Below are 13,468 nucleotides of genomic sequence, written 5' to 3'. Positions count from 1 at the left end.
GCCGAGGGGACCGACATGGGCTCCGGTCACTCGTTCGGGATGACGATCCAGAGCAGCACGTACGCCCACAGCGACAGACCTGCGAACAGCACCAGCAGCACACTGAGCACGCGGACGGTGGACGCCTTCACCCCGAAGCGCAGGGCGAGGGCGGCGCAGACGCCGGCGAGCATGCGGTCGTCCCGGGGGCGCACGAGAGGGTTCATGGGTCCCATACTGCCCTTGCGTCGTCGTTCATGACGGATGCTCGTGCTGATGTCGGCGGGACGCGCGAGGATGGGCGCATGGGTCTCCACACGACGAACTACGTCTCGACGTTCATCGAGGTCGCCGACGACTGCCCTGCAGACGGCGCCACCGAGCCGCCGACGACCGAGAAGCCGACGATCGCCGCGCTCCACTACCGGCTGATCACCGAACAGCCCTACGCACGCACCTCGGACGACGTGGTCTTCGAGACGTTCGCGCTCCGCGCCGGCATCGCATCGGACGACGACGACGCCAGGGCGGCGTTCTTCTCGAAGGGCCAGCCCTGCTTGAGATCGTCGCCGCTGGGCAAGCGCTACGGCTGGGGCATCCTCCACGACGCCGACGGCAGGGTCGCCCTCGTGCCCCGGGAGTCCGAGGAGTACGCAGCCCTCGCCGCGGATCCCTCGCTCGCGCACACGCGGGCGATGCGGAGCCGTCGCGCATGAGTGAGGGACGCCCTCTGCGCCGATCCGTCAGACTCGCGACGGCGCCTGCACCGGCTCCGGGGCCCAAGCGGTCGCGAAGGCGCCCCACATGATCGGGGAGTGACGAGGATCCCCGGTGGAGGTCCACAGTCGGCGCTGCTCCCGCTGCCAGGCACCCAGGGCGCCGACCGGGTCGTGCGACTCGTGCGCGGCGTTCACGGCGATGACCGCGTCGGTCAGCATCCCCTCCGCACGGTCGCCGAGCGCGGGGACGAGACGGCGCAGACCCGCCTCGGTGGGCAGGGTCCACCGGGTCGCGGTCACGTACTCCGCGCCGCGGTGCAAGAACGCGGCCACGAGACCGGTCGGCTCGGCGAAGCGCAGGTCGGTGCCGGAGTCGCACGCGATGAGTGCCACGCGGTTCGGCGCGGTCAACGGCGGGAGCCCTACTCCGCCGCCCAGGGCGATCTCGGCGGCGGAGTAGGGCCGATGCGCCCCGATCGGCGGGGTGTCACCGGGGGCGTCTGCGCCGTCGGACAGGTGGAGGCGGGCGTCGAGCGCGTGCGTCGATGAGGTGACGTGCCCGACGTAGAGGAGCCGTCCTGCCCCGTCGAGGGCATTCGCCAACGCGGTTCGGTCGATGTCCGCACGGCGGAACGCGTCTCCCTGCGGCATCCGTCGCCGTCCGAGCGCGTCGATGGCCAGCGCCAGCGGGGAGTCGGGCGAGACCGGGCCGAGCACGCTCCCCAGCTCGCTCGTGTCGGAGAACCCGGGGACCACCGGATCCAGCACCGCCGCGACGGAGGAGGAGGGCGACCAGGGTGACACCGACCTGGACGGATCGTTGCGCAGAGTGGCGGGCAGCAGGACGGACGCATCGGCCATGTCGACGCCGCGTTCGCGACCGGAGGTGCTCAGCAGCTCCCACGGCAGCTGCGCGGTGGAGGGAGACAGCTGGATCCGCAGGTGGGGGCGCAGCCCGGCCTCTTCGAGGGCGTCGAGCTCGGCGCCCAGCCACTGCGGGATCAGCGCGGCGGTGAGCATCCCGGCGAGCTCCTGCTCGCGCTCCGGGTCCAGGAGGTCGCCGTGGGCGAGTGCCCTGGTCAGCGCATCGACCCCGCTCTCTCCCGGCAGGGGCGAGGGCAGGGCCCTCGCGAGGCGGTCGAGCACCGGCGCGACGAGATCCCGGGCTATGAGGGTCATCCGGGGCGAGCTGCGCTGGTGCTCCCACACCCAGCTCACGAACAGATCGTCGCCGTCGACGAAGCGCAGACGGGCCGTCGGCCGCTCGCCGTCTGGCAGATCGAGGAGCACGGCGGCGCCCTCGGTGCGGGCGAGGGGCAGTGGGGCGCCGAGGTCGGGGAGCTGTCTCCAGTTGCTCACCACGCCGGCACCACAGCCTCCGAGCGCAGCGGGACGCCGTACTCGGCCTCCGCCTTCCGGATCCACGCGTCGAGCACCGGCGCGGCGCCGGGTACGGCGATGACCCGCGGCGGCGGCGCGAAGCGGAAGGATGCCGTGCCCTCTCCGCCGAGCAGGCCCGCGGCGGCCGCAGGGAGCTCGTCGCGTTCCCGCTCGTCGCGCTCCCACTCGACGGCGGAGGCCCGCGGCCGCTCGAAGGGGACGGGCGCGGTGATCTTGACCGCGGCATCCGCCTGCAGCGTCACGGACGCGGCCGCGTTCTCGACGAGCTCGAACAGCAGCGCGGAGTCGCCGAGCGTGCGGGCCAGGCGAAACGCCAGCTCGCGTGCGGGTGCGGCGACCTGCAGGCTCCAGCGCTCCCTGGTGCCACCGGGTGCGAACCCGTCGCGCAGCGCCTCGGTGAGCAGAAGGACGGGGATCGCGAGGTCGCGCGCCTTCTCCAGCCGGGCGAGGCGAGAGCGCGGGGTGATCGACATCGCCGCCCACTCGGCGTGCATCTCGGCGCGTCGCAGGTCGATCCTGCCGCGATCGTGGGGTGATCGCGCGAGCTCCCGTGCGGCGCGGTAGGCGTCGTCGGCCGCCGGATACCGATTGCGTGCCGACTCCGCGTCGCCGAGGAACGAGTAGGCCTCCAGCCGCTCGTGCACGGCGGCATCCTGGTCGAGCTCATCGAGCAGCACGCGCAGCGCCTTGGCGGCCGCCCCCGTCCGCCCCGACTGCAGCAGCACAGCGGCGAGTCCCGTCCTGCTGGCAGCCAGCCGTGTCGTGAGGCCGATCCGTCTGGCGAGCTCGGCGGCCTGACGGAAGCCCTCCTCCGCCTCACGGAGCCGTCCCTCCTGCATCGCCACGCGGGCGAGGTTCTCGACGGCATGCTGGCGGCTCGTCGCGTCGCCGGAGAGCTCCTGGGCCTGATGCGCGAGCTGCAGATACTCCCGTGCGGCGGTGTCGTCGCCGGTGCGCTGAGCGATCACGCCGAGGTTCGCGTACGCGTGTCCGGAGAGCTCGGGGCCGACGCCCAGAGCGACGGACAGGGCGCGCTGCGCCTCGTCCTGCGCCTCCTGCAGCCGGCCGGTGGTGATCAGCACCACGGTGCGCGCGTTGTGCACGGAGAACGCGAGGAGCTCGCGCTGATCGAGGTCATCCGCGTCCAGCTGGGCCTCGGCCTCCGCGATGCCGGAGAGGGCGTCGTCGAGACGGTCCAGCTGCGTGAGGGTCTGCGCCCTCGACAGCAAGCCGTTGATCAGCACGGTGCGCGTCGCGCGTTCGTCTCCGATCAGGCCGAGCGCGTCGGATGCCGCGGCCAGGCCCTCGTCGGCCGTGCGCAGCGCCTCGGCCAGGTCGCCGCGGAACTCGTGCGCGGCCGCGAGGTTCAGCAGCGCCCTGGCGCGCATGTCCAGGCCCTCACCGTCGACATCGGCCACGCGGGTGAGGGCCACCACCTCGCGCAGCGCGACCGCGGCCTCGTCCACGCGCCCCTCGTGCAGCATCATCGCCGCCTCGTTGTTCCTGTCGCGTCCCGGCTTCCACCGAGGAGTCGCCGGGATGCGGCCGAGCACGGCGCTCGGCGGGCGCTCCTCGGGGGAGATCATCGGCTCGACCCCGCGGCCCGTTCGGCGAGGGAGGCGTCGGGGGAGAGTATCCGCGCGGCCGCGACGGAGAGCACCCGTTCGCGGTCCGCCGCCGAGTCGGGCGCATCGGCATCAGCGGGACTCAGCAGAGGGTCCCGCACCCAGAGCAGCCGTTCGCCTGCGGGGAGGAAGAGCGCGAATGCCGGAACCTCCGCCTCTCCGCGGAAGAGCGCCCCGTCGCGGCGGAGGGCGACGTCGACGCCGAGCTCCGCCGGTCCGAAGCGCGCGGCCAGCGTGCGCCCGGAGGACGGGGCGTCGACGGCGGGCACCTCCACCCGCAGCGTCGCGACACCGGCGCTCTGCCGCAGCGTCCACCGCGCCTCGGCCTCCGCGTCGACCGTCTGCGCCGGTACGTCGCCCCACCGCACCGCCGCCGAACCGGAGGCGACCTCGATGCCGTCGGACGCATCCCGCGCTCCACCCGCGGCGAGCGCCCACTCCTGACGGACCTGCGCGGCGTCCGCCGCAGCGGTCTCTGCCGGATCGAGGGCCACGCCGTAGTCCTCGGACAGCGCCGTCAGCGCGGAGAGGAGCCGTTCTCCCTCCGCGGCGAGCGCCGGAGGGAGCGCGGCCAGGGCGGATGCGATGCCGGCGGCGTCGGCGAGGGCCCTCTCGGTCGCCAGGTCGTCGTCGAGGAGGTGCTCCACGGCGTGCGCGGCGAGCGCGATCTCGGCGGCGAGCAGCACCGGGTCGACGGCGGGCACCCGAGCTCCGGCCGGCCACCACGCCCTCGTCCAGGTGAGGCGAGCGAGACGGAGCACGGCGTCGATGACCGTCTGATCGCCCGGTTCGATGCGGGTCGCACCGTGGACGCCGCGGATGACGGCATCCGCTGTCTCCGGCCCGTACACGTCTGCGAGCCAGGCGCTCGCCGCGTCGACGTCGTCGATGTCGGCATCCGGAAGCGCGGCAGGCCCGGTCGGGTCCCCGTGCAGCAGCCCGCCCCTGACCTCGACCACCGCGGTGAGACAGGGCACCCGATCGAACGCTCCGTCGACCGAGGCGAGGTGCGCGAGATCGCCCTGCACCCTGATCCGCAGGGTCATGCCGCCTCCGTCGCTTCCCGCTCGTCCGCGCCGCGGACCATCATCGTCTTCAACCGCTGGCGCTGATCCATCACGACCGAGCGCAGCACGCCGTCGAGGAGATCCCACACGTCCCGCGGATCGAGGGGCTGCTCGCGCAGCTCCCTGCCGTGCAGACGCACCCACAGCCGCCGCAGGTATCCGCGCCGCACGGTGCGGATGTCGTCGACGACGGATGCCGGCACTCCGCTCGTCCCCTCGGGAAGCCGCAGCGCCCGGCGCACGTAGGCCTCGCGGTGCCAGCGCGCCGCGAGCAGACGGTGGGCCGCGGTCGGCTGCGCAGCGCGTCCCGCGTCGAGGGCGGTGCTCGCCTCGGCGCCGAGCAGCATGGCGACCCTGCTGTCCTCCTCCCCGAGCTGCCAGGCGCTCGTCGAGCGGACGATCTCCGCGGCGATCAGCTCCTCCGCGTCGATGCCGAGATCCACGCGCGCGCCGCCCGAGAGCGCGGCGAAGAGGCGCTCGAAGATCGAGCGGTCGAAGGGCAGCGGCAGGTCGCGCTTCGACGCCGTCTCACCGAGCCGGGGTGCGGGAGGGAGCGGATGCCGGGTCAGCCCGAGCTGCTGCGCGGCTCCGTCGTCGGCGAGCCGAGCTCCCGCTGCGGAACCCGCGGAGCCGTCCACGAGAAGGGAGAGGGGGCCCGACCCGTCCCCGGTCGGGCAGGCGTCGAGGGCCGCGGTGACCGTCTCCGTGGACGCGGACGCCGCCGCTGGCGCGGGCCCGGAGCCGGGGCGCCGTGCCCATGCGTCGCCGAGCTCCTGGCCGAGACGCGTCGCGGCCGTCTCGTCTCTGAGCAGCTCCCGCACCTGAGCGAGCAGCGAGTCGCCCGAGGCCTCGGCGATCTCCGTCACGACCTCTGCGGCGACGGCATCCGCATCGGCCGCCGGCGGCCCCGAGGTGCGGGCCAGCTCGAAGCAGCGCTGGAAGTACTTCTCCTGCGGGTTGCCGTCGGTGATCCGCAGTCGTCGCCGAGCGGCCTTCAGCTCCAGGAACCAGGCTGCCGCAGCGGTCAGATCGCCGCCGGCGGCCCGGATGCGGTCGTGCAGCTCGGCCGCGGCATCCGACGTCAGAGTCCCCCCGGCGAGTCCGGGATTCTGCACCGGGCGGATCACCAGCGGATCGAGGATCAGCTTCAGCGTGCGGGCGAGCGGACGACCCGAGCCGTTGCTCAGCGCAGCGACACCCGGACCGAGCTCCCGCCACGCCTCGGCGATCACGAGCGCGCGCGGGCGCCGTCCCTCTGCGGACTCCGCAGCGGGGGCCGAGGGGGAGAGCTTCAGGGGCGCGCTCATGACCGCCAGCCTATAGAGCCGACACGACGGCGCGTCGAAACCCGTGATCGGGAGACCGAGGGCGACGGGCATCCTGACGGCATGAACACGAACGAGTCGCGAGGGTATGTGCTCAACGGCAGCACGGTCGTCCCGCTGGGTTCCTCGGCGGTGCCGCCGCCGAGGTCCCACGATCCGAAGCGGGTGCGCCGCCGCCTCCGGCTCCGCTTCCTCGGCTTCCTCCTCGCGCCCGTGCTCATCGGCGGGCTGATCTTCATCGCGACGGCGCTGTTCAGCCCGTCGTCGCGCGACGTGGAGATCCTCCCCGGTGCCGCGGCGATCAGCATCGACGAGCAGGACGTGGCGCTCGTCGTCTACGCCGACGACTCCCGTCCCGGTATCGGCGAGCCGATGTTCCAGACCCGCGCGGCGGTGATCCGGCTGTCCGACGGCGCGACGCTCTGGGACCGGCGCCTGAACGAGGAACTCGGCAGCGAGGCCGCGGCGCTCGCCGGCGACTCGTCGCTCGTCTACGTCGCCACCGATGAGGGACTCGCGATCCTGGATGCCACGACCGGTGCGATCCGCGCCGAGGGGCACGGCATCGACGGCATCGGGGCGGATGCGGTGTTCTCGGCGTCCGCGTACGGCTACGACGTCGAGACGAACGCGGTCGTGGCGCTCACCGGAACCGGCGCGGTCGTGCAGATCCCCGTCGGCGCCCTCGCGGCATCCCCGGCGGAGGCATCCGTCGCGAGGCGCTGGCAGGGCACGCTCAGCGCCTCGGCCTTCCTGGACACCGCCGCCCTCACCAGGCTCGTCGACACGGCGACGGCGACGGACGGCACGACCGTGGGGATCGAGACGGTGGCCGAGGCCGTGAGTCGGGACGCCCTGGTGATCACGTCGCCGGACGGTGCACTCATCCGCCGCACGGAACTCGTCGACGCCGAGATCATCCCGCTCACCGGGGCGCAGACCCGACTCGGGGTCATGCTCCCGACCGGGCAGTTCCTGGAGGGCGACTTCAGCGACATCGACCAGGACGACATCGAGGCTCTGCTCGAGGCCGCGAGCGCGCAGGCATCAGCGGGCGGCGCGCTCTCATCGCCCGCGGGGTTCGCCTCGGGATACGTGCTCGTGCAGCACCGCGAATCGGTCAACGCCGAGCGGATGCTGCTGAGCAGCGTGTCCGTCGCCACAGGGGAGCTCGTCGACACGGTCGAGATGGGGGCCGACGCGATGAGGGCGATCGCCGGTCCGTCGGGGACGACGGCGGTCATCGCGGCTGATCCGGACGCCTGGCAGCCCGACACCCTCCGCGTGCTCGACGCCGACGGATCCCTGCGCCGCATCGAGGTCGGGTCGGTGCCGTGGTGGGTGATCTCGTTCGGATGACGCGGCTTCGTGGACGGTGTCGTACCCAGGTACGACACCGCCCACGAAGGGGCACTCCGGGGCGACGCGACGGGTCGACCCCGAAATCTACGGTCGATTCATGCCCACGAATCCCCACCGCCCCACCGCACCAGGAGTCCCCCTCAGAGTCGTCGCCGCACTCGCGGGAAGCGTCCTGGTCGGCATCGCCCTGACGATCATCTGGATCGCGCGACTGAGCACCGACCGCACGCTGTACGTGAGCGGTCTGGGGGCCGACGGCGAGCCGACGGCGGGGTGGTTCGAGATGGCGCTGCTGCTGCTCGTCGCGGGAGGATTCTCCGTCGCGTGGGCGGCCCGCGGCCTCCGCGCGGCTGTTCCGATCCTGAGCATCGGCACGCCGTCGCTCTCCGTCGCACTATCCTCGTCGCTGTTCCTCGTGGCCTCTCAGGTGCCCTGCACCTCGGGATGCCCGCTGCCCGTCGGGCCCACGTTCACCTGGCAGGATCTGATCCACACCAGCGTCGCGGTGCTCGCCTTCGCCCTGGCTGCGGTGGCGATGCTCCAGGCGTCTTTCGTGCAGGGCCGACCGGTGCTGCGTGCGCTCTCGCTGGGCTCGGGGATCGCCACCGCTCTCATCGCTGCGGCGGGTGGGATCCTCTCCCTCCTGCAGTACCGCACCGACATCGGCAGCATGCTGGAGCTCGTCGCGACCACGGTCGGGATGGGGTGGCTCATGATCCTCGGGGTCTCGACGGCGCACACGCAGCGGAGCCTCCGCTCGGCCTCCGCGAGTCGGGAGGGGAAAGGCGCCCACGGCGGAGCACATCTCGGGACGGCGCGCGCCGAGGCGTTCGCGGCATCCGCGTGAGGGGCGCGGTGCGTAGAGTCGTCCCATGGCCGAGTCTCCCGTCTCCCCGCAGGCGCCGGTCCGCGAGGACGAGCTGCCACGGCCGCCCGGCGCCGTCCGCCGGTTCTGGAGCGGACACCCGCTCCTCGTCGATGCCGTGCTCGCCGGCGTCTACCTCCTCTTCGCCACGCTCTGGGCGACCGTCACCCCGCTCTCCTCTGGAGTGTGGTCGCCGCTCGGCCCGATCCTCGTGCCCCTGGTCGGCGGCATCGTGGCGACGGCATCCCTCTTCGTGCGGAGACGCCGCCCGTGGGTCACGTTCGCGGTCTTCGGAGCGGTCGCGGCCCTGTGCCTCGTCGTGGATGCGCCCGCCGAGCCGTTCGGCATCGCCATCGCCCTGTACGCGGTGTTCGTCTACCGGTCCAACCGCAGCGGATGGATCGGCTTCGGCATCGCGGCGATCGCCGGCTGCATCCTCTTCCCCGCGATCGATGCCGCGCTCCGGGGGCGTCAGGAGAGCCCGCTCTCCTCGGCGCCGACCGGGCTGCTGCTCCTCGTCGTGCTGCTCGTCTCCGCGCTGCTCGGGGTGACGGTGGGCGACCGGCGCCGCTACATCGGGGCGATCCTCGACCGTGCCAACCAGCTGGCGCGGGAGCGGGATCAGCAGGCGCGGCTGGCGACCCTGGCCGAGCGCGCGAGGATCACGAGGGAGATCCACGACGTCGTGGCCCACAGCGTGTCGGTCATGGTCTCGCTCGCCGACGGCGCCGCCGCGCTGGCGGAGAAGGACCCGACCCGCGCGCGGAGCGCCGTGCAGGAGATCGGCGCGGTGGGGCGGCAGTCCCTCCTCGAGATGCGACAGCTGCTCGGCGCGCTGGGCGATGAGGGCACCGACGGCGAGGAGCGGTCGCCGCTGCAGCCCAACCCTGGCGTCGGCGACCTCGCCGCGCTGATCGAGACCTTCCGCACCGCCGGACTGCCCGTCGTGACGCGCACGCACGGCGAGCCGCCGGCATCCCCTGCGCTCCAGAACGCGGTGTTCCGGATCGTCCAGGAGGCGCTCACGAACGTCCTCCGCTATGCCGCCGAGCCCCGTACGGTCTCTGTGACCCTCGACTTCAGGGAGGGTGCGGTCGTCGTCGACGTCATGGACGACGGGCGGGCGGGTCCCCCGGCGGAGTCGGTCGGCTCCGGGCGCGGGCTCGTCGGCATCCGAGAGCGGGTCCGCCTGTACGGGGGAACGGCGGATGCCGGTCCGATCGAGGGCGGAGGATGGCGCGTGCACGTGGAGATGCCGGAACAGGAGGCGCAGCGATGAGCGGCGAACGGATACGGGTGCTGATCGTCGACGACCACGAGCTGATCAGGCGCGGCATGAGGATGGTCCTCGACGCCGAGGACGATCTGGATGTCGTCGGCGAGGCCGTGTCGGGGACGGACGCGGTGCATCAGGCGGAGCAGCTCGCCCCCGATGTGGTCCTCATGGACATCAGGATGCCGGAGATGGACGGCATCGAGGCGACCAGGCGCATCGTCAGGAGCGCGCCGTCGACCAGGGTCCTCGTGCTCACGACCTTCGACCTCGACGAGTACGCGTTCGGCAGTCTGCGCGCGGGGGCCAGCGGATTCCTGCTGAAGAACACGCCACCGGCGACGCTGACCGCGGCGATCCGCTCGATCGCCGCCGGCGATGCCCTCGTCTCCCCCCGCGTGACGAGAGCGATGCTGGACCTGTTCGCGACACGGCTGCCGCGGCAGGCCGGCGACATCGATCAGCGCGTCGGCGCTCTCACGGAGCGCGAGCGGGAGGTGTTCCTCGCCATCGCGAAGGGGCTCAACAACGCGGAGATCGGCGAGCGGCTGTTCGTCACGGAGTCGACGGTCAAGACGCACGTCGGCAGGGTCCTGCAGAAGCTCGACCTCCGCGACCGCGTGCAGGCCGTGATCATGGCCTATGAGGCCGGTCTGGTCTGACGACGCGGCGGGTCTGGTCTGACGACGCGGCGGGTCTGGTGCGGCGGCGTGAGCGGGTTGGTGCGACTGAGGTCCCGGCTGGTGCGGCGGCGTGACCGGGTAGGCGTGGCGGAGTATCGGGCTGGTTCGACGGCGCGGCCGGCCAGGGAGGCGATGCCCCCGGACCGGCCGCGTCGCTCGGGTCAGCCGACCTCGCGCAGCATCCCCTCCGCATCGATCTCGAGCGTGAGATCGAGATCGAGCCGGGCGAGGAACGCGTCGTCGTGGCTGACGATGAGCACGGCGCCGCGGTACGCGCGCAGCGCCTCGACGAGCTGGTCGACCGTGTCGAGGTCGAGGTTGTTCGTCGGCTCGTCCAGCACCACGAGTTGAGGTGCGGGGTCGGTGAGCAGCAGCGCGGCCAGCGCCACGCGGAAGCGCTCGCCTCCCGACAGCGCGGCGACAGGGCGCTCCGCTGTGGCTCCGCGGATGAGGAACCGTGCGAGCCGGTTGCGCAGCTCCTTCTCGGGCACCTGGGGTGCGGCATCCGCGATGTTCTCGAAGACCGATCGGGTCTCGTCGAGTCCGTCCACGCGCTGCGGCAGGTAGCCGATCCGGTCGGTGCGGGCCGTGGCCTCGAGCTCCGGGCGTTCACAACTCCTCAAGATTTCGCCGGAATCGTCCGAGTTCGCCGATTCTGTCTCCGACTGATCAGTTTTTGAGGAGTTATGAACATCGGCGGCGCTCGCCACCAGCCGCTCCAGCAGCGTGGTCTTGCCCGCTCCGTTGCGCCCGATCAGCGCGACGCGCTCCGGACCCTGCAGGATCCACGAGCGCTCGCCGTCGCCGATCTCGGCGATCCGGCGCGCCCGCGAGACCTCGGGGTCGGGCAGCTCGATCTTCATCGACGAGTCCGAACGCACGCGGCGCCCCGCCTCGTCGAGGGAGGCGCGCGCGGCATCCTCCTTCGCTCCGACCTCGGTGCGCAGCTTTCCCGCCGAGACCTCCGCGGCCATCTTCCGGCCGTGCGCGACGATCTTCGGCACGCGCTTCTCGACCTCGGCCTTGTTCGCCATCTTCGCGCGCGTCGCGAGCTTGGACTCGGCCTCGATCCGCTGACGCTTCTCCTTGCGGAGCACCTGCTTGGCGGTGACCTCGGCCTGCTTCGCGGCATCCTGCTCGGCGTCCAGCCAGGCGCGCCACGCGGAGTACGGTCCGCCGAACACGCTCAGCGTCTGCGCGTACAGCTCGGCGGTGTCGTCCATCAGCTCCAGCAGCGAGATGTCGTGGCTGACCACGATGAGCGTGCCCTTCCACGACCTCACCATCGCCGCCAGCTTCGCGCGGGCGTCGCGGTCGAGGTTGTTCGTGGGCTCGTCGAGGAGCGTGATCGGCGCTCGCCGCAGGCGGATGCCGGCGATCGCGACCAGCACGGCCTCGCCGCCCGACAGCTCTCCGACGCGGCGGTCGAGGAAGTCGGGCGAGAGGCCGGCCTCGGCGAGGGACGCCTCCGCCCTGGCCTCGATGTCCCAGTCGTCGCCGACCGCGTCGAAGTGCGCCGGGTCGACGTCGCCGGCGCCGATCGCGCGGACGGCGTCGAGCGCCTCGGCCACGCCGAGCAGTTCGGCGACGCGCCGGTCGACGTCGAGGGTCAGCTGCTGAGGGAGGTAGGCGACCTCGCCGGAGGCTGAGACGACACCCGAGGTGGGCGCCAGCTCTCCGGCCATCAGGCGCAGCAGCGTGGACTTGCCGGCGCCGTTGCGTCCGACCAGTCCGGTGCGGGCCGATCCGAAGGCGCCGGACACGGCGTCGAGCGCCGTCTGCCCGTCGGGCCAGGTGAAGGTGAGGCGGTCGAGGGTGACCGATGCATGAAGGGTGGGGGTTGACATGGTGTCTCCTGTCGAGTGCGAGGGTGCACTGACACCGAGCCCTCGGGGAGTCGTCGGAAGACGACCTCGCAAGGAGGGAGATGGGCCGTGGATCAGCCGTCGTCGGGTCAGCGCGCGGAAAGAAGAGCGCGGAGGCGACGGATCAGATCAAAGGACTTCCAGACACGGCGGACAGGACTCCACGACGATACCCCCGCCTCCGCGGTGCGCGCAACCCGGGCGTGTCGCGCCGGGATGTCCGCCGCGCGGGGGATGCCGCGGAGCCTCCGGACTCGTAGCGTGGAGGCATGGCAGACGAGAGCATGAGTCCCGGCGAGATGATGCAGCGCGTCGGCATGGGGGCCGGACTCGCGATCGGCATCGGCGTCGGCGTCTCTCTCGGCACGGGTTTCCAGAACCTGGCGCTCGGCATGGGGATCGGCGTCGGGATCGGAACCCTCGTCATGATGTGCTTCATCAGCGCCGGATCGAAACTCCGGAAGCAGGAGTGGGAGGCGGCGCAGGCGGCGCGTGAGTCCTCCGACACGGATGCCGAGGATGACCCCGAGAGCGGGGCCGGAGCGGGGAGTGGGGCCGGCGCCGAGAGTGGAGCCGGCGCTGGTGCCGTGGCCGACGGCGAGCCTGACGCGGATCGACCGGGCCCGCGCTCCTAGTCGGCGGTCAGCCGTCGAGCCACTTCGCGATGAAGTGACGCACGTCGCCGAGCTCCTCCTCGGAGATGCTGTGGGTGAGTCCCGTGTAGACGCGGCCGGAGAGGTCGGAGTGGCCGGGCAGCCACTCGGCGGTGTGCGCGACGAGATGCGCCGGGATGACGTCGTCGTGCGTCCCGCGCCCCCAGAACACCGGCGGGCGCAGCTCGGCGAGCTCCTCGTCGCCTGCGACGTCCCCGGGGGTCGCGTATCCGCTCAACGCCACGACGGCGCCGAAGCGCTCCGGCGCGAGCCGCATGGCCTGCAGAGAGACCGCCGCGCCCTGCGAGAACCCGAGCAGCGCGACCTTCGGAGCATCGGATGCCGCGGCGTCGAGCCAGCGGAGGAACGCCTCCGCCGCAGCTGTGACGTGGGAGGCATCGCGTCCGTCGAGGCCGTCGATCGGGTACCAGGACCGGCCGGGCATCGGCCACGGCGGGGTCAGGGGAGCGGCGACGGATGCCACGGCGATGCCCTCGGGCAGATACGGCACCAGACCGAACAGGTCGTGCTCGTCGGCGCCGTAGCCGTGGAGCAGCACCAGCAGCGGCATCCCCTCCCGGTCGGCGGCGGACCACCGGGTCGCGGCGTCGTCGATCGTCAGGTTCTCGGTCACGCTCCTATCCTGCCTGG

At 72.5% G+C, this 13,468-nt stretch carries 13 protein-coding genes; 6 read left to right on the top strand and 7 right to left on the bottom strand.

Annotated features, from left to right (window positions below; genetic code table 11):
- Positions 1-26 precede the first annotated feature (26 nt).
- Positions 27-206, bottom strand: coding sequence for a PspC domain-containing protein (locus ACFY5A_RS01830; RefSeq protein ID WP_223585913.1), 180 nt, complete (start codon positions 204-206; stop codon positions 27-29).
- Between the two features lie 78 nt (positions 207-284).
- Here ACFY5A_RS01830 and ACFY5A_RS01825 point away from each other — a divergent pair, with 78 nt between their 5' ends.
- Positions 285-695, top strand: coding sequence for a DUF6157 family protein (locus ACFY5A_RS01825; protein WP_341941347.1), 411 nt, complete (start codon positions 285-287; stop codon positions 693-695).
- 27 nt (positions 696-722) lie between these two features.
- Here the strand turns inward: ACFY5A_RS01825 and ACFY5A_RS01820 are convergent, their stop codons facing one another.
- Genes ACFY5A_RS01820 through ACFY5A_RS01805 form a run of 4 tightly spaced genes read right to left on the bottom strand, consistent with a single transcriptional unit; the run spans position 723 to position 6,098 of the window.
- Positions 723-2,057 (bottom strand): CHAT domain-containing protein, encoded by a 1,335-nt coding sequence (locus tag ACFY5A_RS01820; protein WP_387231447.1) that lies wholly within the window; start codon positions 2,055-2,057, stop codon positions 723-725.
- Positions 2,054-3,685 carry a hypothetical protein gene (locus ACFY5A_RS01815; protein ID WP_387231445.1) on the bottom strand — a complete coding sequence of 544 codons (1,632 nt, stop codon included), beginning with the start codon at positions 3,683-3,685 and terminating at the stop codon, positions 2,054-2,056. Before ACFY5A_RS01815 ends, ACFY5A_RS01820 begins: the two co-directional genes overlap by 4 nt.
- Positions 3,682-4,770 (bottom strand): hypothetical protein, encoded by a 1,089-nt coding sequence (locus ACFY5A_RS01810; RefSeq protein WP_387231443.1) that lies wholly within the window; start codon positions 4,768-4,770, stop codon positions 3,682-3,684. Before ACFY5A_RS01810 ends, ACFY5A_RS01815 begins: the two co-directional genes overlap by 4 nt.
- On the bottom strand, positions 4,767-6,098 hold the full coding sequence (locus tag ACFY5A_RS01805) for a hypothetical protein (protein ID WP_387231441.1): 1,332 nt from the start codon (positions 6,096-6,098) through the stop codon (positions 4,767-4,769). Before ACFY5A_RS01805 ends, ACFY5A_RS01810 begins: the two co-directional genes overlap by 4 nt.
- 81 nt (positions 6,099-6,179) lie before the next feature.
- Here ACFY5A_RS01805 and ACFY5A_RS01800 point away from each other — a divergent pair, with 81 nt between their 5' ends.
- The 4 genes from ACFY5A_RS01800 (at position 6,180) to ACFY5A_RS01785 (ending at position 10,278) form a co-directional block, all read left to right on the top strand.
- On the top strand, positions 6,180-7,475 hold the full coding sequence (locus tag ACFY5A_RS01800) for a PA2928 family protein (protein ID WP_387231440.1): 1,296 nt from the start codon (positions 6,180-6,182) through the stop codon (positions 7,473-7,475).
- A gap of 100 nt (positions 7,476-7,575) precedes the next feature.
- Positions 7,576-8,325, top strand: coding sequence for a DUF998 domain-containing protein (locus ACFY5A_RS01795; protein WP_387231438.1), 750 nt, complete (start codon positions 7,576-7,578; stop codon positions 8,323-8,325).
- 25 nt (positions 8,326-8,350) lie between these two features.
- Positions 8,351-9,622, top strand: coding sequence for a sensor histidine kinase (locus tag ACFY5A_RS01790; RefSeq protein ID WP_341941354.1), 1,272 nt, complete (start codon positions 8,351-8,353; stop codon positions 9,620-9,622).
- On the top strand, positions 9,619-10,278 hold the full coding sequence (locus ACFY5A_RS01785) for a response regulator transcription factor (RefSeq protein WP_223585922.1): 660 nt from the start codon (positions 9,619-9,621) through the stop codon (positions 10,276-10,278). Before ACFY5A_RS01790 ends, ACFY5A_RS01785 begins: the two co-directional genes overlap by 4 nt.
- Positions 10,279-10,460: 182 nt before the next feature.
- On the opposite strand, the gene ACFY5A_RS01780 is transcribed toward ACFY5A_RS01785, so the two are convergent.
- A complete protein-coding gene (locus ACFY5A_RS01780) occupies positions 10,461-12,146 on the bottom strand; it encodes an ABC-F family ATP-binding cassette domain-containing protein (protein WP_387231435.1) in 1,686 nt (561 codons plus the stop codon).
- A gap of 287 nt (positions 12,147-12,433) precedes the next feature.
- On the opposite strand from ACFY5A_RS01780, the gene ACFY5A_RS01775 reads away from it, so the two are divergent.
- Positions 12,434-12,799 (top strand): hypothetical protein, encoded by a 366-nt coding sequence (locus ACFY5A_RS01775; RefSeq protein WP_387231433.1) that lies wholly within the window; start codon positions 12,434-12,436, stop codon positions 12,797-12,799.
- Positions 12,800-12,806: 7 nt separating this feature from the next.
- Here ACFY5A_RS01775 and ACFY5A_RS01770 read toward each other — a convergent pair whose 3' ends face one another.
- Positions 12,807-13,451, bottom strand: coding sequence for an alpha/beta hydrolase (locus ACFY5A_RS01770; RefSeq protein WP_387231431.1), 645 nt, complete (start codon positions 13,449-13,451; stop codon positions 12,807-12,809).
- Positions 13,452-13,468: the final 17 nt, after the last annotated feature.

Origin of the sequence: Microbacterium sp. NPDC012755 (assembly GCF_042901325.1) — a bacterium.
GTDB classification, from domain to species: Bacteria; Actinomycetota; Actinomycetes; order Actinomycetales; family Microbacteriaceae; genus Microbacterium; species Microbacterium natoriense.
Note: the sequence above shows the minus strand (reverse complement) of the source record. Positions and strands in the feature narration are given on the sequence as shown.